Source organism: Pseudomonas plecoglossicida NBRC 103162 = DSM 15088 (assembly GCF_000730665.1).
In the GTDB taxonomy this organism is placed as follows: domain Bacteria; phylum Pseudomonadota; class Gammaproteobacteria; order Pseudomonadales; family Pseudomonadaceae; genus Aquipseudomonas; species Aquipseudomonas plecoglossicida.
In genome coordinates this window covers 171,767-189,893 of record NZ_BBIV01000004.1, presented here as the reverse complement: position 1 = coordinate 189,893, position 18,127 = coordinate 171,767, and the positions used below count along the sequence as shown (strand labels likewise).

General features: G+C 61.8%; 20 protein-coding genes. 4 read left to right on the top strand and 16 right to left on the bottom strand.

What is annotated here, in order from left to right; translation table 11 throughout:
• Positions 1 to 52: 52 nt before the first annotated feature.
• From tolB to PPL01S_RS02665, 13 genes are all read right to left on the bottom strand, one after another.
• The gene (gene tolB / locus PPL01S_RS02725; RefSeq protein WP_008090225.1) at positions 53 to 1,324 is read right to left on the bottom strand and encodes a Tol-Pal system beta propeller repeat protein TolB; all 1,272 of its coding nucleotides are present in this window, start codon (positions 1,322 to 1,324) and stop codon (positions 53 to 55) included.
• Between the two features lie 26 nt (positions 1,325 to 1,350).
• The gene (tolA, locus tag PPL01S_RS02720; protein WP_016392485.1) at positions 1,351 to 2,427 is read right to left on the bottom strand and encodes a cell envelope integrity protein TolA; all 1,077 of its coding nucleotides are present in this window, start codon (positions 2,425 to 2,427) and stop codon (positions 1,351 to 1,353) included.
• Positions 2,427 to 2,879: a protein TolR gene (tolR, locus tag PPL01S_RS02715; protein WP_008090221.1), complete on the bottom strand. Its 453-nt coding sequence runs from the start codon at positions 2,877 to 2,879 to the stop codon at positions 2,427 to 2,429. Before tolR ends, tolA begins: the two co-directional genes overlap by 1 nt.
• Before the next feature lie 14 nt (positions 2,880 to 2,893).
• Positions 2,894 to 3,589 carry a protein TolQ gene (gene tolQ, locus PPL01S_RS02710; RefSeq protein WP_010952367.1) on the bottom strand — a complete coding sequence of 232 codons (696 nt, stop codon included), beginning with the start codon at positions 3,587 to 3,589 and terminating at the stop codon, positions 2,894 to 2,896.
• A 2-nt stretch (positions 3,590 to 3,591) separates the two neighbouring features.
• The gene (gene ybgC, locus PPL01S_RS02705) at positions 3,592 to 4,044 is read right to left on the bottom strand and encodes a tol-pal system-associated acyl-CoA thioesterase (RefSeq protein ID WP_016392484.1); all 453 of its coding nucleotides are present in this window, start codon (positions 4,042 to 4,044) and stop codon (positions 3,592 to 3,594) included.
• A 125-nt stretch (positions 4,045 to 4,169) separates the two neighbouring features.
• On the bottom strand, positions 4,170 to 5,216 hold the full coding sequence (gene ruvB, locus PPL01S_RS02700; protein ID WP_016392483.1) for a Holliday junction branch migration DNA helicase RuvB: 1,047 nt from the start codon (positions 5,214 to 5,216) through the stop codon (positions 4,170 to 4,172).
• On the bottom strand, positions 5,213 to 5,830 hold the full coding sequence (gene ruvA / locus PPL01S_RS02695) for a Holliday junction branch migration protein RuvA (RefSeq protein WP_016392482.1): 618 nt from the start codon (positions 5,828 to 5,830) through the stop codon (positions 5,213 to 5,215). Before ruvA ends, ruvB begins: the two co-directional genes overlap by 4 nt.
• A gap of 107 nt (positions 5,831 to 5,937) precedes the next feature.
• Positions 5,938 to 6,462 carry a crossover junction endodeoxyribonuclease RuvC gene (gene ruvC, locus PPL01S_RS02690; protein ID WP_016392481.1) on the bottom strand — a complete coding sequence of 175 codons (525 nt, stop codon included), beginning with the start codon at positions 6,460 to 6,462 and terminating at the stop codon, positions 5,938 to 5,940.
• 150 nt (positions 6,463 to 6,612) lie between these two features.
• On the bottom strand, positions 6,613 to 7,359 hold the full coding sequence (locus tag PPL01S_RS02685; protein ID WP_016392251.1) for a YebC/PmpR family DNA-binding transcriptional regulator: 747 nt from the start codon (positions 7,357 to 7,359) through the stop codon (positions 6,613 to 6,615).
• Positions 7,360 to 7,471: 112 nt separating this feature from the next.
• On the bottom strand, positions 7,472 to 9,247 hold the full coding sequence (aspS, locus tag PPL01S_RS02680; RefSeq protein ID WP_016392252.1) for an aspartate--tRNA ligase: 1,776 nt from the start codon (positions 9,245 to 9,247) through the stop codon (positions 7,472 to 7,474).
• Positions 9,248 to 9,336: 89 nt separating this feature from the next.
• A complete protein-coding gene (locus tag PPL01S_RS02675) occupies positions 9,337 to 9,558 on the bottom strand; it encodes an FmdB family zinc ribbon protein (RefSeq protein ID WP_016392253.1) in 222 nt (73 codons plus the stop codon).
• Between the two features lie 92 nt (positions 9,559 to 9,650).
• The gene (locus PPL01S_RS02670) at positions 9,651 to 9,980 is read right to left on the bottom strand and encodes a ribbon-helix-helix domain-containing protein (protein WP_016392254.1); all 330 of its coding nucleotides are present in this window, start codon (positions 9,978 to 9,980) and stop codon (positions 9,651 to 9,653) included.
• A 174-nt stretch (positions 9,981 to 10,154) separates the two neighbouring features.
• Positions 10,155 to 10,628, bottom strand: coding sequence for a Dps family protein (locus PPL01S_RS02665; protein WP_016392255.1), 474 nt, complete (start codon positions 10,626 to 10,628; stop codon positions 10,155 to 10,157).
• 278 nt (positions 10,629 to 10,906) lie between these two features.
• Here PPL01S_RS02665 and PPL01S_RS25855 point away from each other — a divergent pair, with 278 nt between their 5' ends.
• Positions 10,907 to 11,500: a cold-shock protein gene (locus PPL01S_RS25855; protein WP_016392256.1), complete on the top strand. Its 594-nt coding sequence runs from the start codon at positions 10,907 to 10,909 to the stop codon at positions 11,498 to 11,500.
• A gap of 37 nt (positions 11,501 to 11,537) precedes the next feature.
• On the opposite strand, the gene PPL01S_RS02655 is transcribed toward PPL01S_RS25855, so the two are convergent.
• Both PPL01S_RS02655 and PPL01S_RS02650 read right to left on the bottom strand, forming a co-directional pair.
• Positions 11,538 to 11,744: a SlyX family protein gene (locus PPL01S_RS02655; protein WP_016392257.1), complete on the bottom strand. Its 207-nt coding sequence runs from the start codon at positions 11,742 to 11,744 to the stop codon at positions 11,538 to 11,540.
• Between the two features lies 1 nt (position 11,745).
• Positions 11,746 to 12,165, bottom strand: coding sequence for an HIT family protein (locus PPL01S_RS02650; protein WP_016392258.1), 420 nt, complete (start codon positions 12,163 to 12,165; stop codon positions 11,746 to 11,748).
• A 726-nt stretch (positions 12,166 to 12,891) separates the two neighbouring features.
• Here PPL01S_RS02650 and PPL01S_RS02645 point away from each other — a divergent pair.
• The 3 genes from PPL01S_RS02645 (at position 12,892) to PPL01S_RS02635 (ending at position 17,011) form a co-directional block, all read left to right on the top strand.
• The gene (locus PPL01S_RS02645) at positions 12,892 to 14,160 is read left to right on the top strand and encodes an OprD family porin (protein ID WP_016392259.1); all 1,269 of its coding nucleotides are present in this window, start codon (positions 12,892 to 12,894) and stop codon (positions 14,158 to 14,160) included.
• A 161-nt stretch (positions 14,161 to 14,321) separates the two neighbouring features.
• Complete coding sequence (locus PPL01S_RS02640) at positions 14,322 to 16,037, top strand: proline--tRNA ligase (protein WP_028625246.1); 1,716 nt, start codon at positions 14,322 to 14,324, stop codon at positions 16,035 to 16,037.
• Between the two features lie 20 nt (positions 16,038 to 16,057).
• A complete protein-coding gene (locus PPL01S_RS02635) occupies positions 16,058 to 17,011 on the top strand; it encodes a lipoprotein (protein WP_016392261.1) in 954 nt (317 codons plus the stop codon).
• Positions 17,012 to 17,041: 30 nt separating this feature from the next.
• On the opposite strand, the gene dinB is transcribed toward PPL01S_RS02635, so the two are convergent.
• Positions 17,042 to 18,100: a DNA polymerase IV gene (gene dinB, locus PPL01S_RS02630; RefSeq protein WP_162176848.1), complete on the bottom strand. Its 1,059-nt coding sequence runs from the start codon at positions 18,098 to 18,100 to the stop codon at positions 17,042 to 17,044.
• Between the last annotated feature and the right edge of the window lie 27 nt (positions 18,101 to 18,127).

The window sequence follows — 18,127 nt, the reverse complement described above, 5'->3', positions numbered from 1 at the left end:
GTGAAACTCCTAATGAAACCCCAGTGTGTTAAGCAAAAGTATTACGCCGCAATCAGTTCAGGTAAGGGGACCAGGACGGTTCTCTGACTTCGCCTTGAGCGGTAGGAAGTGGGAGCCTCACGCGGCCGTTAAGCGACACGAGCATCAAGACTCCCCGGCCCTGCTGGCGGGTGGCGTAGATTAGCATGGTGCCGTTAGGCGCGACAGTGGGAGACTCGTCAAGACTGGTCTCGGAGAGAATCTTTACACTTCCGCGCTGCAAGTCTTGTGCCGCCACCTTGAAGTTGGTGAAGCCCTGCTGGCGATGGATCATGACCAGGGTCTTTTCGTCCGCCGACAGTTTCGGGTTGGCGTTGTAGTTGCCCACGAATGTCACGCGCTCCGCACCGCCACCGCTGACCGACTGTTTGTAGATCTGCGGCTTGCCGCCACGGTCGGAGGTGAAGTACAGGGTGTTGCCATCCTTGCCCCAGAACGGCTCGGTGTTGATGCCCGGGCCTGCGGTGACACGGCTGATCTGGCGGGACGCCACATTCATCACGTAGATGTCCGGGTTGCCGTCCTTCGACAGCACGAACGCCAGGCGCGAACCGTCAGGCGACCAGGCCGGCGCACCGTTCAGGCCCTCGAAGTTGGTGACCTGTTCGCGGCGACCGGTATCGATGTGCTGGACGAAGATGCGCGGGCGCTTCTGCTCGAACGAGACGTAGGCGATACGCTTGCCGTCCGGGGCGAAGCGCGGCGACAGGATCGGCTCGCGCGACTGCAGCAGGGTCACTGCACGGGCACCGTCGTAGTCCGAACGCTGCAGGGTGTAGCGGGTGTTGTTGGTCGAGAAGCGCTCGGCGGTCACGTACAGCATGCGGGTGGAGAACGCACCCTTGATGCCGGTGAGCTTCTCGAACGACTGGTCGGCAATGTAGTGCGACATGTCGCGCAGCTGGTCGGTGGTGCCAGCGACGCTACCGGTCAGCACTTGCTGCTCGGTGGCGACGTTGAACAGCGCGTACTGCACCTGCAGGCGACCGCCCGACGGCACGATGCTGCCGACCATCACGTACTGGGCGCCCAGGGCTTTCCAGTCGCGGAAGATGACTTCGCTGGCCTGAGTCGGCTGGCTGATCATGTTCTGCCGCGGGATCGGCGAGTAGTAGCCGGAGTTGCGCAGGTCGTTGCCGATGATGTCGGCCATGTCTTCCGGCAGCACGCTGCCACCCTGCAGGCCGAACGGCACTACCGCGATGGGCGTTGCCCGGTCGCTGCCGCTGGTGACCAGGATGTTCTTTTCCTCTGCCATGGCCATGCCGGCCACGCAGCAGAGCATGACCAGCATTCCTCGAAGGAGTTTAATCACAACGCTAGATCCTCAGGTGTAAATGTCATCTTGAACGAACGATAACGATTGAAATCGCTCGGTTTCATACCCTGCATCTCGGTCAGACGACCAATGTTCTTGACCGCAGCCACCGCCGAACTGTCAAACGGACCGTCACCACTGGAACGGATCACGTTGACACCGGTAATGGTGCCGTCCGGCAACATGCTGACCTGCAGGGTCACCGTCATGCCCTTACGCGCGGAAGGCGGTCGTGCCCAGCCCTCTGCCGCGCGCAGACGGATCAGGTCGTCGAAGTCGCCGGCCACCTGGTCACCCTGCTCGTCGGCCAGCGCCTGCTGCCGTTCGGTGGTGTCGGACAACAGCTCGGCCAGGGCCTGGGCTTTCTTGTCTTCCGCCGCCTTGCGGGCCGCTTCCTGTGCCTTTTTCTTCTGGGCGTCTGCAGCGGCCTTTTTCTTGGCCTCTTCAGCTGCCTTCTTCTTCGCGTCCTCAGCCGCCAGTTTCTTCTTGGCGTCTTCGGCTGCTTTTTTCTTCGCTTCCTCGGCAGCCTTCTTCTTGGCCTCCTCGGCAGCTTGTTTCTTGGCTTCTTCCTCGGCCTGCTTCTTGGCCTCTTCTTCAGCCTTCTTCTTGGCGATGTCGGCCTGCTGCTTCTCGGCGGCTTTCTTCGCTTCCTCGGCCTTCTTGGCTTCGGCGGCTTTCTTGGCTTCGGTTGCCTTGGCGGCGTCCTCGGCCTTCTTCGCCTCGGCAGCTTCGCGGGCTTCCTCGGCCTTTTGAGCGGCGTCGGCTTTCTTTTGTTCCGCAGCCTTGATGGCCTCTTGCTCGACCTTCTTCTGCTCCAGCTGCTCGACTTCGGTCTGGCGCGAGGCGGTTTTCTTTGCTTCCCCGGCAATCTTCTGATTGGTCTGGGTAGTCGCCTGGCTCTTGGACTTGAGCTGGTACAGGGTAGCCTGAACGATCGGCTTGGAAGGCGGCAGCTCTGGCGTCATGGCAAAGCTGACGAACAGCAGCGCGAACACCAGCACATGCAGGCCGATGGCCCAGACACTGGGCCAGAAGTAGCTTTCCGAGGCGGATGGCTCTCGCTGTTGCATCAGGGCGCCTCGGTAATCAGGCCAACGTTACCGACACCGGCCTTCTGCAACCCGCCCATGGCACCCATGACCGCGCCGTAGTCGACAGCCTTGTCGCCACGAATGAAGACCTGGGTCTGCTTGCCCTGGTCGCGACCGGCGGCGATGATCTTGGTCACCGCGCTGGTCATGTCGGGCAAGGTCATGGCCTTGTCCATCTGTTTGTCGGTGTCAACTTCGCTGCCGAGGTTCCAGTAGTAGGTCTTGTCGGCCTTGATCGAGATGGTGAGGATCTGGACGTTGTTGTCCTGCGGCAAGGCTTCGCTGGAAACCTTGGGCAGGTCGACCTTCACGCCCTGGTTGAGCATGGGGGCCGTCACCATGAAGATGACCAGCAGCACCAGCATCACGTCGATGTAGGGCACCACGTTCATCTCGGCGACCGGCTTGCGTTTGTGGCGAACTCGGGCCATGGGCTTCTACCTGATTACTCTTCGCTGGTGTGCACTTTGCGGTGCAGGATCGCCTGGAACTCGTCGGCAAAGGTGTAGTAACGACCGATCAACACTTCGCTGCGGGCAGCGAAACGGTTGTAGGCGATTACCGCAGGAATAGCCGCGAACAGGCCGATGGCGGTGGCGATCAGCGCTTCGGCGATACCTGGCGCAACGGTGGCCAGGGTCGCCTGCTGGGCGCTGGCCAGGCCACGGAAGGAGTTCATGATGCCCCAGACGGTACCGAACAGGCCGATGTACGGGCTGGTGGAACCGACCGTGGCAAGGAACGGCAGGCTCTGCTCGAGCTTTTCTTCTTCACGCGAGATGGCCACACGCATGGCACGACCCACGCCTTCCATGACCGCATCCGGGTCGACGCCCGGCTGCTGGCGCAGACGCGAGAATTCCTTGAAGCCGGCACGGAACACCTGCTCCACACCCGAATCAGGGTCCGGGTTGCTGCCTGCCTGACGGTACAGCTTGGACAGGTCGATACCCGACCAGAAGCGCTCCTCGAAGGCATCCAGCGCACGACGACCGGCGCGCAGCATGGTGCTGCGCTGGAAGATCATGATCCATGAGGTGACCGAGGCGGCCACCAGGGTCAGCATTACCAGCTGTACCACCACGCTGGCATTGCTGACCAGACTCCACATGGAGGTATGGTCGACGACGTTAGCTTCCACGCTTATTCTCCTGCGTTCGATTGATTACCCGAGCCGTCCGCCGCAAAGGCGTCGCGCAGCTCCGGGGGTAGGGCTCGGGGTTTGAAAGTGTCGGCGCGCACGGCGGCCACCAGGAACTGCCCTTCACAGAGCAGCGTTTCATCCTTTTCCCGCCAGACCTGCTGCACGAAACGCAGGCTGGCGCGATTGAGTTCAAGCACTTGCGCGGTCACCCGGAGTTCATCATCCAGGCGCGCCGGCGCGTGATAGCGCGCTTCGCTGGAGTGGACCACGAACAACAGGTTGTCCCCGGCCAGTTGCTGCTGGGAAAAACCCAGGTGCCGCAACCGCTCGGTACGCGCGCGCTCCATGAATTTCAGGTAGTTGACGTAATACACCACGCCACCGGCATCGGTATCCTCGTAATAGACGCGACAACGGTGTGTGAAAGGTTCCAGGCCATTTTGCGCGCGCATACTCTAGTGCTTACTCCTCAGCTTGCCAATCCGCTGCGGCAACTGTTTTTGCTCAGTTAATGTCGAATTGCCAGCGCAGCCACGGCATGCCAGCGGTAGGACCACGAAAAGCAGGTTTCGATCTGTCATTCATCGCCTGGTTCGGAAAAAACGCCCCCCTCGCCCAGGCGCCCGGGAACATTCAGGCCAAAGTGCAGGTAGGCATGCCGGGTGACCACACGGCCACGTGGCGTGCGCATGATGTAGCCTTGCTGGATCAGGTACGGTTCGAGCACATCCTCGATGGTATGACGCTCCTCGCTGATCGCCGCCGCCAGGTTGTCGACGCCTACCGGGCCACCGTCGAACTTCTCGATCATGGTCAGCAGCAGGCGCCGGTCGGAATGGTCGAAACCGCGCTCGTCGACATCCAGCAGGTTCAGCGCCATGTCGGCCACGGCCTTGGTGATCTGGCCCTTGCCACGCACTTCGGCATAGTCGCGCACGCGACGCAGCAGGCGGTTGGCGATCCGCGGCGTACCGCGGGCGCGCCGGGCGATCTCGTAGGCGCCCTGGTCTTCGATGACAAGGCCGAGGATGCCGGCGGAACGGCTGACGATGGTCGCCAGGTCCTTGTCGCTGTAGAACTCCAGGCGCTGGACGATACCGAAGCGGTCGCGCAACGGGTTGGTGAGCATGCCGGCACGGGTGGTGGCACCCACCAGGGTGAAAGGCGGCAGGTCCAGCTTGATCGACCGCGCCGCAGGGCCCTCGCCGATCATGATGTCGAGCTGGAAGTCCTCCATGGCCGGGTACAGCACCTCTTCGACCACGGGCGAGAGCCGGTGGATCTCGTCGATGAACAGCACATCATGGGGTTCGAGGTTGGTCAGCATCGCCGCCAGGTCGCCCGGACGCTCCAGGATCGGGCCGGAGGTACTCTTGACCGACACGCCCATTTCCTGGGCAATGATGTTGGCCAGGGTGGTCTTGCCCAACCCGGGCGGGCCGAAGATCAGGGTATGGTCGAGCGATTCGTTGCGACCGCGCGCGGCCTGGATGAACAGCGCCATCTGCTCGCGCACCACCGGCTGGCCGATGTACTCGTCCAGACGCAGCGGGCGGATCGCACGGTCCTGGACTTCTTCACGGTCGCGGCCACTGGCGGCGATCAGGCGGTCGGCTTCGATCACTTGGTAATCATCCCTTTAAGGCTGCGGCGGATCAGGTCTTCGCTGCTCAGGCCTGCCTTGTCCTTGATCGCGGACACGGCCTTGCTCGCCTCCTGAGGCTTGTACCCCAAGGAAACCAGGGCGCTGACCGCATCGGCCTCGGCCGTGGAAGTGCTGCTGACCGGCACCGGGCCGTCAGACACCAGGGTGAACATGGCCGGGGAGGTCTCCCAGGCCTTGAAGCGGTCCTTGAGCTCGACCAGCAGGCGTTCGGCAGTCTTCTTGCCCACGCCCGGCACGCGCACCAGCGCCGAGGTGTCCTGGGCCTGCACGCAGCGCACCAGCTCGTCCGCCTCAAGGCCGGACATCAACGCCAGGGCCAGCTTCGGCCCCACGCCGTTGAGCCGAATGAGCTCACGGAACAGCTCACGCTCGCGCTTTTCATGGAAGCCGTACAGCAGGTGGGCATCTTCACGCACCACCAGATGGGTATGCACGGTCACGGCCTCGCCCACCTTGGGCAGGCGATACAGGGTGGTCATCGGCACTTCCAGCTCATAGCCCACACCGTTGACATCGATTACAAGGTGCGGCGGCTGTTTTTCCGCCAGGGTGCCGCGCAAACGTCCAATCACGTTCCGATCCTTCCTCTCGGGGCCGGTCAAAGACCGGTCAACCCTATCAGCAAATGCAACGGGTGAACGCGCCACCCGGACAAAAAATGTATCAGCGCATGAAGCGCCTACAGACGCAAGCGCCCGCCGCGCCGGCGCGCCGTGGCCAGCCCGTGCGGCACCAGGCTGGAGCGGGTATGGGCATGGCACAGGGCGATGGCCAGGGCGTCGGAGGCGTCGATCTGCGGTTTCTGGGTGAGCTTGAGCAGGTGCATGACCATCAGCATCACTTGCTCCTTGTTGGCGCCACCGCTGCCGGCGACGGCCTGCTTGACCTGGCTGGCGCTGTATTCGGCGATTTCCAGGCCGGCTTCAGCGGCAGCGACGATCGCCGCGCCACGCGCCTGGCCGAGCTTGAGCGCCGAATCGGCGTTGCGCGCCATGAACACGCGCTCGATACCCATGGTCACCGGCTCGTGGGTACGAATGATTTCGCTGACACCGCGAAAAACGATCTGCAGACGCTCGTGCAACTCGCCGCTGCCGGTGCGGATACAACCCGACGCCACATACTCGCAACCGCGAGCGGTCTGGCGCACTACACCATAGCCGGTGATGCGCGAGCCGGGGTCGATACCAAGAATCAGAGTCATAGCGCCTGTCGTTTGAAGCTCATGCTTGAAGACCATTGGGGCCGCTGCGCAGCCCATCGCCGGCAAGCCGGCTCCCACGGTACTTGTAGGAGCCGGCTTGCCGGCGATGGGCTGCGCAGCGGCCCCAATCACGATTTTGCTGGCGACACCTTAGCCGAGTTTTTCCATGATCTCGTCGGAAATCTGCGCATTGGAATACACGTTCTGCACGTCATCCAGATCCTCGAGCATGTCGATCAGCTTGAGCACCTTCTCGGCGCCCTCCTGATCCAGCTCCGCGCTGGTGGTCGGCTGCATGACGATTTCCGCATCAGCGGCCTTGAAGCCTGCCTCTTCCAAGGCATTGCGCACGGCATAGAAGCTGTTGAATGAGGTGAACACCTCGAACGAACCGTCCTCATTGGCCACGACGTCGTCGGCATCGGCCTCCATAGCAGCTTCCATCAATGCATCTTCATCCACGCCCGGCGCAAAGCTGATCTGCCCCTTGCGCTCGAACAGGTAGGCCACCGAGCCATCGGTGCCGAGGTTGCCGCCACACTTGGTGAAAGCATGGCGCACGGCGGCCGCGGTACGGTTGCGGTTGTCGGTCATGGCCTCGACCATGATCGCCACGCCGCCCGGGCCATAACCCTCGTAGCTGAGCTCTTCGACGTTGTCGCTTTCGTTGGTGCCGGCACCACGGGCCACGGCGCGATCGATGATGTCGCGGCTCATGTTGGCGCCCAGGGCCTTGTCCAGCGCCAGGCGCAGGCGTGGGTTGGACGCCGGATCGGCACCCCCCTGCTTGGCAGCGACGGTCAGCTCACGGATCCACTTGGTGAAGATCTTGCCTCTCTTGGCATCCTGGCGCTCTTTGCGGTGCTTGATGTTCGCCCACTTGGAATGACCAGCCATAACAACTCCAGATCCTTGAAACACAAACAATTGCGCCCCCGACGGGGCGCAACGACAAAATGCCTGCGCCGTAACGCAAAGGCGCATCCATGTGGATGCGCCCGGGGTCCGCTTACTCGACCTTGGTCTGTTCGCGCAGACGGATGTGCAGCTCGCGCAGGGCCTTGGCGTCGACCATGCCTGGGGCCTGGGTCATGACGCATGCGGCGCTCTGGGTTTTCGGGAAGGCGATCACTTCACGGATCGACTGGGCGCCGGTCATCAGCATGACCAGGCGGTCCAGGCCGAAGGCCAGGCCACCGTGGGGTGGAGCACCGAACTTCAGCGCGTCGAGCAGGAAGCCGAACTTCTCTTCCTGTTCTTGCGCCTCGATACCCAGCAGGCGGAACACGGCCTGTTGCATTTCCTTGCGGTGGATACGGATCGAACCGCCACCCAGTTCGGTGCCGTTCAGCACCATGTCGTAGGCACGGGACAGCGCGGTGGCCGGGTTGGCCTCGAGCTCTTCCGGGCTGCACTTCGGCGCGGTGAACGGGTGGTGCAGCGCGGTGAAGCTGCCGTCTTCGTTCTCTTCGAACATCGGGAAGTCGACGACCCACATCGGCGCCCACTCGCAGGTCAGCAGCTCGAAGTCGTGGCCCAGACGGATACGCAGCGCACCCAGGGCTTCGCTGACGACCTTGAACTTGTCGGCACCGAAGAACACGATGTCGCCGTCGACCGCGCCAACGCGATCGAGGATGTTGTTGAGGTTGGCCTCAGGGATGTTCTTGACGATCGGCGACTGCAGGCCTTCAACGCCTTTGGCGCGCTCGTTGACCTTGATGTAGGCCAGGCCCTTGGCACCGTAGATGCCGACGAACTTGGTGTACTCGTCGATCTTGCTGCGCGGCATGCTGGCGCCGCCTGGCAGGCGCAGGGCGGTGACGCGGCACTTCGGATCGTTGGCGGGGCCGGCGAAGACCTTGAAATCGACATCCTTCAGCTGGTCGGCAACGTCCACCAGCTCCAGCGGAATACGCAGGTCCGGCTTGTCCGAACCGTAGCGGCGCATGGCTTCTTCGAAGGTCATGTGCGGGAATTCACCGAACTCCAGGTCCAGCACTTCCTTGAACAGCTTGCGGATCATGCTTTCGGTCAGGCCCATGATCTCGGACTCATCGAGGAAGCTGGTCTCGATGTCGATCTGGGTGAATTCCGGCTGACGGTCGGCACGCAGGTCTTCGTCACGGAAGCACTTGGCGATCTGGTAGTAGCGGTCGAAGCCAGCGACCATCAGCAGTTGCTTGAACAGCTGGGGCGACTGCGGCAGGGCGAAGAAGCTGCCGGCGTGGGTACGGCTCGGCACCAGGTAGTCGCGAGCGCCTTCCGGGGTGGCACGGGTCAGGATCGGCGTTTCGACGTCCAGGAAGCCGTTCTCGTCCAGGAAGCGACGAATGCTGCTGGTGATGCGCGAACGCAGACGCAGCTTGTCGGCCATTTCCGGGCGACGCAGGTCGATGAAGCGATAGCGCAGGCGGGTTTCCTCGCCGACGTCGGAATACTCGTTCAGCGGGAACGGCGGGGTCTCGGCTTCGTTGAGCACGTTCAGCTGGTAGCCGAGGATCTCGATGGCACCGGAGGCCATGCTGGCATTCACCGCACCTTCAGGGCGCTTGCGTACCTTGCCGGTGATCTGCACGACGTACTCGCTGCGCACGCGATCGGCGGCGGCGAAGGTTTCGGCGCGGTCCGGGTCGAACACGACCTGGGCCATGCCTTCGCGGTCACGGATGTCGAGGAAGATCACCCCGCCGTGGTCGCGGCGACGATGGACCCAGCCGCAAAGGGTGACTTCCTGGCCGTCCAGGCTCTCGTTCAGTTGGCCGCAATAATGGCTGCGCATCATGATGGTGGTTTCGCTTCTCGTGATTCGTGTATTCGGTGGAGGCCTTGCCCAGTGGGTTAATACTGCAAGACCCAGCTACTGCATTCAACTCAGTCGGCCTTGTCGCCGCCTGCCAGATTCTTTTTTGCCCCGGTCTTGAAGTCGGTTTCGTACCAGCCGTTGCCGCTCAGGCGAAAGCCTGGGACCGACAGCAGCTTCTTCAACGCTGGCGCTTCGCAGGCCGGACAATCGGTCAGCGGCGCGGCGCTGATCTTCTGCAGCACCTCCATCCGGTGATCGCAGGAAGCACATTGATAGTCATAAAGGGGCATGGACGTCTCTCGTCAACCACAACGCTGGCTGCCAGGGCAGCAAAAAGCGGGATTATATATGGTAAACAAGCACTGCGCAGCCCGCCCGGCGATCAGCGTGCACTCGGCGGGTCGAGCAACCAGGCAACGCAGATCACCCGGACCAGCCCGCTGAAGTTTCGCACCCCGCCCTGGCGCAGGTGCACCTCGCGGTCCACATAGGACAACACAGCGCTGACCGAGCAATCATTGGCCTCGGCAATGTGTTGAAGAATCTTCCAATAGATCGTTTCCAGGCGCAGGCACGTGGAAAAACCGTTGAGCCGGACCGAGCGTGAAACCGGTTGAACCTGCAACATGTCGAAATCCGCCTTGAACGGATCGATGCACTGCTTGCCAGGCCAGCGTCCTTGGCCTTCCCGTCGATTGTTCGCTTGCATCATGCCTCACCCACTGGCCACCACCAAAATCCCTGCACCACCACCGCAGGCCCTGGGGCTAGATAAAGCGCGCACGAACGCACGCAAAGCAGCGGTAAAGCCTTCCTGCACAAACGAAAAAGCCCGATCGAGGAGCAATCGACCGGGCTTTGGGGCACTGCCTACAAGACTATTCGACTATTTACCGTCGAGCAGCACTCGCAGCATCCAGGCTGTCTTCTCATGGACCTGCATGCGCTGGGTCAGCAGGTCGGCAGTAGGCTCGTCACTGACCTTGTCCACCACCGGGAAAATGCTGCGGGCGGTGCGCACGACGGCCTCCTGCCCCTGCACCAGTTGGCGGATCATCTCGTCCGCGACCGGCACCCCCTCCTCCTCCTTGATCGAGGAATGACGGGCATAAAAGGCATAGGACCCTGGCGCCGGGAAGCCCAGCGCGCGAATCCGCTCGGCGATCGAGTCGACCGCGAGCGCCAGCTCGTTGTACTGCTCTTCGAACATCAGGTGCAGGGTGCGGAACGACGGACCTGTGACGTTCCAGTGGAAGTTGTGGGTTTTCAGATACAGCACGTAGGTATCCGACAACAGGCGGGAAAGCCCTTCGACGATGGACTTGCGATCTTCTTCACTGATACCGATATCGATTGCCATGAAGTTCCCCTTTCCATATGGATTGATGACCAAGCGGGCCCGACACACTGTAACAACACTTTGACCACCTCGCCCATGACCCAGGGCAAACCATCGCCTTCAGCCACCTGCGGTTTGAGAAGGCTGCGCCTTTGCTGTTAAATAGGCACCGTGCCACCCGTGCGGATTGTCATTGCCGGGTGCATAGGCTGGCGTGCTGCGTGTTCGCGCTCTACACCTCATGCGCACCGTACCGCCAGCTCTTCCTGTGATAGGCCTTATCAACTGTGAGCCAACCCATGTTCAAGATCGTCCACCTGGTGACGGGCGTTGCAGCTTTGCTGCTCTCGCTCATACCCAGCCTGAAAACCGATGCAACACCCTTCCTGCAGCAACCCGATGCGGTCTACCTGGGCCTGCTCGGCCTGCTCAACCTGCTGCTGGCACCGGTCGTGCCCCTGTACTACCGCGGCGCACGCCAGCAATTGCAACACCTGGCCTGCGCCCTGCTGGTAGTGGCCGTGGTCCTGCAGACCTTGACCCTGCTCGCGCGCCCGGAAATGGGCAACCTGGCTGCGCTGGTCTGCGCAACCCTGGCCGTGGCCCTGCACCTGGGCGTCGGCTTCGCCCGCAGCGGCCGCAAGGCACGCACAGGGCAAACCACCCCACAGGACGCCGGCAAGCGCGATACCGGCACGGTGAAGTGGTTCAACACCTCCAAGGGCTTCGGCTTCATTTCGCGCGATTCGGGCGACGATATCTTCGTCCACTTTCGCGCCATTCGCGGCGAAGGCCATCGCATCCTGGTCGAAGGCCAGCGCGTGGAGTTTTCGGTCATGCACCGTGACAAAGGCCTGCAGGCCGAAGATGTAGTGGCGGTCAATCGCCGCTGACCATTACCAGCCCTGGGAGCCCCAGGGCTGGCTTCTCTCAGTAGTGCGGCGGAGGCGCCTCTTCGCCCTCGCTGCCGTACTGGCCGACCATCTCCTCGTAACGTTTGATCAATTCGGCCATCTGCAGCTGCAGGCGCTCGATCACCTGCCCTTGCTCGGCCACCACGTCATTCAGCGCCTGAATGGTGTCATCCTGAAATGCCTGGCGGGTTTCCAGCTCGATGATGCGTGTTTCCAGCGGCATGTCAGGCCTCCTCATAATCGTGTTCGAGCAATCCACGCAGGCGCTGCCGAATAGCGTCGACCTGCCCCGGCGCATACTCGATGGCAGGCAGCTTGCCCCAGACTGGCGCAGGCCATGCAGCGTCTTGCTGGTGGCGCACGATCACGTGCATGTGCATCTGGCTGACCACATTCCCCAGCGTGGCGACATTCATCTTGTCTGCCGAGAACTCGCGCTTGAGCACTTCGGCAAGGTAAGTGGTTTCTTTCCAGAACTGCGCCTGATCTTCCTGGCTCAAGTCGAAAAGCTCGCTCACCGCTTCACGCCTGGGCACCAGAATGAACCATGGGTAGTTGGCATCTTTGCTGAGCAGCAAGCGGCACAGCGGGAAATCCCCGAGCACGCAGGTATCCTGCTGCAGACGCGAATCCATCAAGAACACGGCAAACCTCCATCAAGCGAAACAGCCCGCGACTGCGGGATCTTGGGCGCAAGGATACATTGCCGGGCGCGTCGAGTTCATCCAGGACTGACCGTTGCACGCTCGCGGTAACACAGCGCTACTTTTCGCACCAAAATGAGGCCTGCGCGGAACACAGCACTACGCTTCTACTCACTCCGACGATAAAGCATCAACAGTTACCGGTAACACATTGACTTTCATGACAGCTTTAATGATTTCCTGCCCTATTTGCTTTGGCATACCGTCAGACAAGAGTCAGCCCGTGTTTTCGGCCTTTTCCTCGTACCGGCCATGACATTTGTGAAAATTTCATGAAGCGTTGCGAATTTTGAGCACGCTTGTTGCATTCCTTTCACGCCAAGTCGGCACGACACCTGCATGAAGCGGTGTACGCGACAAATGACAACAGCGGCATTGGATACACCAGGGAGTTTCCCCAACCGCAGTCGCTACTTGCGATTGCACGACGGTGACAGGAACAGCGCTGGGGTTGTACGCCCGTGAAACCGGTGCGTGATTTGCGACATGGAGATACTCGAGAGCGACATGGCCAAAAAGTTCCCGAAAGGATCTATATAGCCATATCGCCAACAACAGTCAGCGTGCTATACATTTCCGCCGACATAACAAGAAAGAGCTGCCCCATATAACTAAAAGACTTGGGCGCAGCAGTACTCTTCCTAAAAACCAAAGGAGCAAGTCACGATGCGCGTGATGAAGTGGAGCTTGATCGCCCTGGCCGTTTCGGCAGGGACCTCGCAATTGGCCCTGGCCTCTTCCCAGGACGAGTCCAAGGGTTTCCTCGAAGACAGCCAGCTGAATGTAAAAACTCGCATGCTGTACTTCAGCCGCGACTTCCGTAACAACCCGTCCGGCACCCAGAGCCGCGTCGAGGAAACCGGCCTGGGCTTCCTGGGCACCTACGAGTCGGGCTTCACCCAAGGCGTCGTCGGCGTCGGTGTAGATGCCATCGGCATGCTCGGCATCAAGCTGGACAGCGGCAAAGGCCGCCACTCCACCGGCCAGTTCCCGACAGACAGCGACGGCAGTGCCCAGGATGAGTTCTCGGAAGGCGGCGGCGCCGTGAAACTGCGCTTCTCCGATACCGTACTGAAGTATGGTACCCAGTTCACCGCTCTGCCAGTGCTTGCCACCGACGACAGCCGACTGCTGCCGGAAACCGTCGAAGGCGCTCTGATCACCAGCAACGAAATCAAGGGCCTGACCCTGCACGCTGGTCACTTCACCGCCCTGAACGCCCAGTCTGAAACCGACCACGACAGCCTGCACCTGACCCAGGCGGATGTTCTCGGCGGCACCTACGCCCTCACCGACAACCTCAGCACCAGCCTGTACTACTCCAAGGTCGAAGACTACTGGCGCAAGTACTACGGCAACATCAACTGGGCGCTGCCGATCTCCGACAAGCAAGGCCTGGTGTTCGACTTCAACATCTATGACACCAAGTCCGACGGCGCCGCGCTGTACAAGTCGTTCGACGGCCAGAAACTGGACAACACCGCCTGGAGCCTGTCGGGTGCCTGGAACATCGGCGCCCACACCTTCACCATCGTGCGCCAGCAAGTCTCCGGTGATGGCGACTATGGCTACGGTGTAGACGGTGGCGGCACCATCTTCCTCGGCAACTCGGTCGCCCGTTCCGACTTCAACGCCGAAGACGAGAAATCCTGGCAGGCGCGCTACGACCTGAACTTCGCCGAGTTCGGCGTACCAGGCCTGACCTTCATGACCCGTTACGTGCGTGGTACCGATGCCAACGTCGCCGGCACCAGCAACGGCAAGGAATGGGAACGCGACGTCGACATCAAGTACGTGCTGCAAGAAGGCCCTGCCAAGGACCTGAGCTTCCGCGTGCGCCAGGCCACCTACCGCTCTTCCGATGGCGTCTACTACGGTTCCGCCTCGATCGACGAACTGCGCCTGATCGTCGAGTACCCGCTGAGCATCCTGTAAGCCTGGCTTATAGTTGCCCCGCACCTGAAAAAGCCCGGCCGAACCGCCGGGCTTTTTCTTGGCTGACAAGCGCCCCGGCCTGGGGCATTCTGTACGCCTTCGTTTCGCCCCCGTACAATGCGGGGTCATTTCAATGTCTTAGGCAATCGACACGGCTAACCATGCGCACCAGTCAATATCTGCTCGCCACCCAGAAAGAAACCCCTGCCGACGCAGTGGTCATCAGCCATCAGCTCATGCTGCGTGCCGGCATGATCCGCAAACTGGCCTCCGGCCTGTACACCTGGCTGCCGATGGGCTTGCGGGTAATGCGCAAGGTCGAAGCCGTGGTGCGCGAAGAAATGAACGCCGCCGGCGCCCTGGAAGTGCTGATGCCAAGCATCCAGCCTGCTGAACTGTGGCAGGAATCCGGCCGCTGGGAACAGTACGGCCCCGAGCTGCTGCGCCTGAAGGACCGTCACCAGCGCGACTTCTGCGTTGGCCCGACCCATGAAGAAGTCATTACCGACCTGGCCCGTAACGAGCTGTCCAGCTACAAGCAACTGCCGCTCAACATGTACCAGATCCAGACCAAGTTCCGTGACGAGATCCGCCCGCGCTTCGGCCTGATGCGCGGACGCGAGTTCATCATGAAGGATGCCTATTCCTTCCATGCCGACCAGGCTTCCCTGCAGGAAACCTACGACCGCATGCACCAGGCATACAGCAACGTGTTCACCCGCCTGGGCCTGGACTTCCGCCCAGTGCAGGCCGACACCGGCTCCATCGGTGGCAGCTACTCGCATGAATTCCACGTGCTGGCGTCGTCCGGCGAAGACGATGTGATCTTCAGCGACAGCTCCGATTACGCCGCCAACATCGAGAAGGCCGAAGCCATCCCGCGCGAAACCGTGCGCCCTGCCCCTACCGAGGAGCTGCGCCTGGTCGACATCCCGGATGCCAAGACCATCGCCCAGCTGGTCGAGAACTTCGGCCTGCCGATCGAAAAGACCGTCAAGACCCTGATCGTTCACGGCGCCGAGGAAGGCAAGCTGGTAGCCCTGGTGGTCCGTGGCGACCACGAGCTCAACGAAATCAAGGCTGCCAAGCTGGAGCAGGTCGCCGACCCGGTGGTCATGGCTACCGACGCCGAACTGCGTGAGGCCATCGGCGCCGGCGCAGGCTCGCTCGGCCCGCTGAACCTGCCGCTGGAATGCGTGATCGACCGTTCGGTTGCCCTGATGAGCGACTTCGGCATCGGCGCCAACATCGACGACAAGCACTACTTCGGCGTCAACTGGGAACGCGACCTGCCAGTACCTGAGGTTGCCGACCTGCGTAACGTCGTCGAAGGCGACCCAAGCCCGGATGGCCAGGGCACCCTGGTGATCAAGCGCGGCATCGAGGTCGGCCACATCTTCCAGCTCGGCACCAAGTACAGCGAGGCACTCAAGTGCCAGGTACTGGGCGAGAACGGCAAGCCGGTGACCCTCTCCATGGGTTGCTACGGCATCGGCGTGTCCCGCGTGGTCGCAGCCGCCATCGAGCAGAGCTACGACGACAAGGGCATCATCTGGAACGACGCCCTGGCACCGTTCCAGATCGCCCTGGTACCGCTGCGCTACGAAACCGAAGTGGTGCGCGAAGCCACCGACAAGCTGTATGCCGAACTGACGGCCGCCGGCTTCGAAGTCCTGCTGGACGACCGCGACAAGAAAACCAGCCCAGGCATCAAGTTTGCCGACATGGAGCTGATCGGCATTCCGCACCGCATCGTGGTCAGTGACCGCGGCCTGGCCGACGGCAACCTGGAATACAAGCATCGCACCGAACAGGACGCCCAGCCGCTGCCACTCAATGAAGTGCTGAGCTTCCTGCAGGCCCGCGTTCGCCGCTGATAATCAATGCACGAGTGATCATGTCCAAGCGAAGTACCTTTACCCTGGGGGGTGCCGCACTGTGCGGCACCCTGCTCGTCAGCGGCTGCGCCAACCAGATGTCCCAGCGCAGTGAGCATGAAGAGCGCGTCGAGCGCAAACTGCTCGAGCACACCCTGCAGATCGATGTCGGCGAGCCGAAGGTGATGGAGCTTCCGCAACGACGTGTGCGCATCAATGAACAGAAGCGCTTCGAGGTCACCGAATTCGAAGTCACCCGGCGCTATGACCGCTACACGCCCTACCAACCCTGGCGGGAGATCTACGAGATCCCGCTGGGCGCGGTTGCGGTGGTGGCCGGCGTCGGCGCCAACGTGGTCAACGTCTTCGCCCTGGGCAACCTGCCCGACAGCGTGACCCACGACTGGCTCAGCTACGGGGTGGCCGGGCTCAACCCGTTCATGAACGTGCAGTCCAATGGTCGCGCCCAGCAGAACCTTGCAGGGATCAGCGAAGTGCAGAAGGACAAACGCGAAGAATTCACCAGCCTGCCGTGGAGCGAGCGGCTGGTCGAAGTGAAGGCTGGCAAACTGTCCCATGAACTGACCACCGACAGGACCGGCGTACTGCGCCTGAACCTGCTGGACAGCCCGTTCTCGGAGCAGCACCTCGACCACGTTGGCACCTTGCACTTGCAGGTGACCGATGAGGAAAACGCGGTACGCGGCGATGCCAGCCTGCTGGTCAGCGCCACTCTGCGCAACAAGCTGCAAGAAGCCCACGAACTGATCTTCGACGACCTGGAGGACGACGACGTCGGCCAGTGGGTGCACCGGGTCAAGCGCCTGTCTGAGCTGGGCCTGGAAGAGGAGGCCAGCGAGATGGAGCAGAGCCTGATCGAGCTGACCCGCAATGACCCGGAGCTGCAGCAGGAGTTTCTGCAGGCACTGACCAAGTCCACGGGGCGGCTGGTGGCCGACCCAGGCGTGCAATGACCGAACAAGGGCTGCTTCAAGCAGCCCTTTTCATTTTTCCGTGAACAACTCCAGCTGTTCATGCGCACCGCGCAAGTCGCGCAATCTCACCCCTACCCCCAATAAACGCACTGGCTTGCCACCTCGGGCAAACGCCTGGCGCAACAACTGCCGGTAACTTTCCAGGTCCCGCCCTGCCCCGGCCTGCTCCAGCGTGGTCTGGCTGAAATCATGGAACTTGACCTTGACGAAGGGTTTGTCCGGCCGGTAGCTGTCGTCCATGCGCGTGATCCGCTGGTTCAGGCTATCGAGCAGCTCAGGCAACCGTTCCAGGCAACTGGCAAGGTCCGGCAGATCCGTGTCGTAGGTATTTTCCACGCTGACCGACTGGCGCCGGCTGTCATTGTGCACCGCCCGCTCGTCGACCCCCCTCGCCAGCCCCCATAGCCGCTCGCCAAAACTGCCGAACTCACGCACCAGCGCCAGCCTGGACCAGGCCCGCAGGTCCAGGCAGGTATCGATCCCCAGGCGGGTGAGCTTGTCTGCCGTCACCTTGCCCACGCCGTGCAACCTGGCCACGGGCAAGGCGGCTACAAACGCCTCGACCTGGTCCGGTGTTATCACGAAAAGCCCGTTGGGCTTGCGCCAGTCACTGGCGATCTTGGCCAGGAACTTGTTGGGTGCCACGCCGGCCGACACCGTGATGTGCAACGTGCGGGCAACCCGCCTGCGGATATCTTCAGCGATGCGCGTAGCGCTGCCGGCGAACCACTGGCTGTCACTGACATCCAGGTACGCCTCGTCCAGCGACAGCGGTTCGATCAGGTCGGTGTAGTCACGGAAAATGGCATGGATCTCGCGCGAGGCTTCGCGATAGGCCTCGAAGCGAGGCTTGACGATCAGCAGGTCAGGGCAAAGCTTGAGCGCATGGCGCGAAGACATGGCCGAGCGCACGCCGTAGGCGCGCGCTTCATAGTTGCACGTGGCAATCACCCCGCGGTGGTCGGGCGAACCGCCGACAGCCATGGGCCGCCCCGCCAGACGTGGGTCGTCACGCATCTCGATGGCGGCGTAGAAACAATCGCAGTCGATATGAATGATCTTGCGCAAGGACATGGACGACCGTCAGCACTGTAA

Bases quoted from the DNA above. Each gene is read 5' to 3' on its own strand.
- aspS (WP_016392252.1), bottom strand. From the start codon at position 9,247: ATGATGCGCAGCCATTATTGCGGCCAACTGAACGAGAGCCTGGACGGC.
- PPL01S_RS25855 (WP_016392256.1), top strand. From the start codon at position 10,907: ATGTTCAAGATCGTCCACCTGGTGACGGGCGTTGCAGCTTTGCTGCTC.
- ruvC (WP_016392481.1), bottom strand. From the start codon at position 6,462: ATGACTCTGATTCTTGGTATCGACCCCGGCTCGCGCATCACCGGCTAT.
- PPL01S_RS02645 (WP_016392259.1), top strand. From the start codon at position 12,892: ATGCGCGTGATGAAGTGGAGCTTGATCGCCCTGGCCGTTTCGGCAGGG.
- PPL01S_RS02685 (WP_016392251.1), bottom strand. From the start codon at position 7,359: ATGGCTGGTCATTCCAAGTGGGCGAACATCAAGCACCGCAAAGAGCGC.
- tolR (WP_008090221.1), bottom strand. From the start codon at position 2,879: ATGGCCCGAGTTCGCCACAAACGCAAGCCGGTCGCCGAGATGAACGTG.
- PPL01S_RS02640 (WP_028625246.1), top strand. From the start codon at position 14,322: ATGCGCACCAGTCAATATCTGCTCGCCACCCAGAAAGAAACCCCTGCC.
- tolA (WP_016392485.1), bottom strand. From the start codon at position 2,427: ATGCAACAGCGAGAGCCATCCGCCTCGGAAAGCTACTTCTGGCCCAGT.
- PPL01S_RS02655 (WP_016392257.1), bottom strand. From the start codon at position 11,744: ATGCCGCTGGAAACACGCATCATCGAGCTGGAAACCCGCCAGGCATTT.
- PPL01S_RS02670 (WP_016392254.1), bottom strand. From the start codon at position 9,980: ATGATGCAAGCGAACAATCGACGGGAAGGCCAAGGACGCTGGCCTGGC.
- PPL01S_RS02675 (WP_016392253.1), bottom strand. From the start codon at position 9,558: ATGCCCCTTTATGACTATCAATGTGCTTCCTGCGATCACCGGATGGAG.
- PPL01S_RS02635 (WP_016392261.1), top strand. From the start codon at position 16,058: ATGTCCAAGCGAAGTACCTTTACCCTGGGGGGTGCCGCACTGTGCGGC.
- ybgC (WP_016392484.1), bottom strand. From the start codon at position 4,044: ATGCGCGCGCAAAATGGCCTGGAACCTTTCACACACCGTTGTCGCGTC.
- PPL01S_RS02665 (WP_016392255.1), bottom strand. From the start codon at position 10,628: ATGGCAATCGATATCGGTATCAGTGAAGAAGATCGCAAGTCCATCGTC.
- tolB (WP_008090225.1), bottom strand. From the start codon at position 1,324: ATGCTCTGCTGCGTGGCCGGCATGGCCATGGCAGAGGAAAAGAACATC.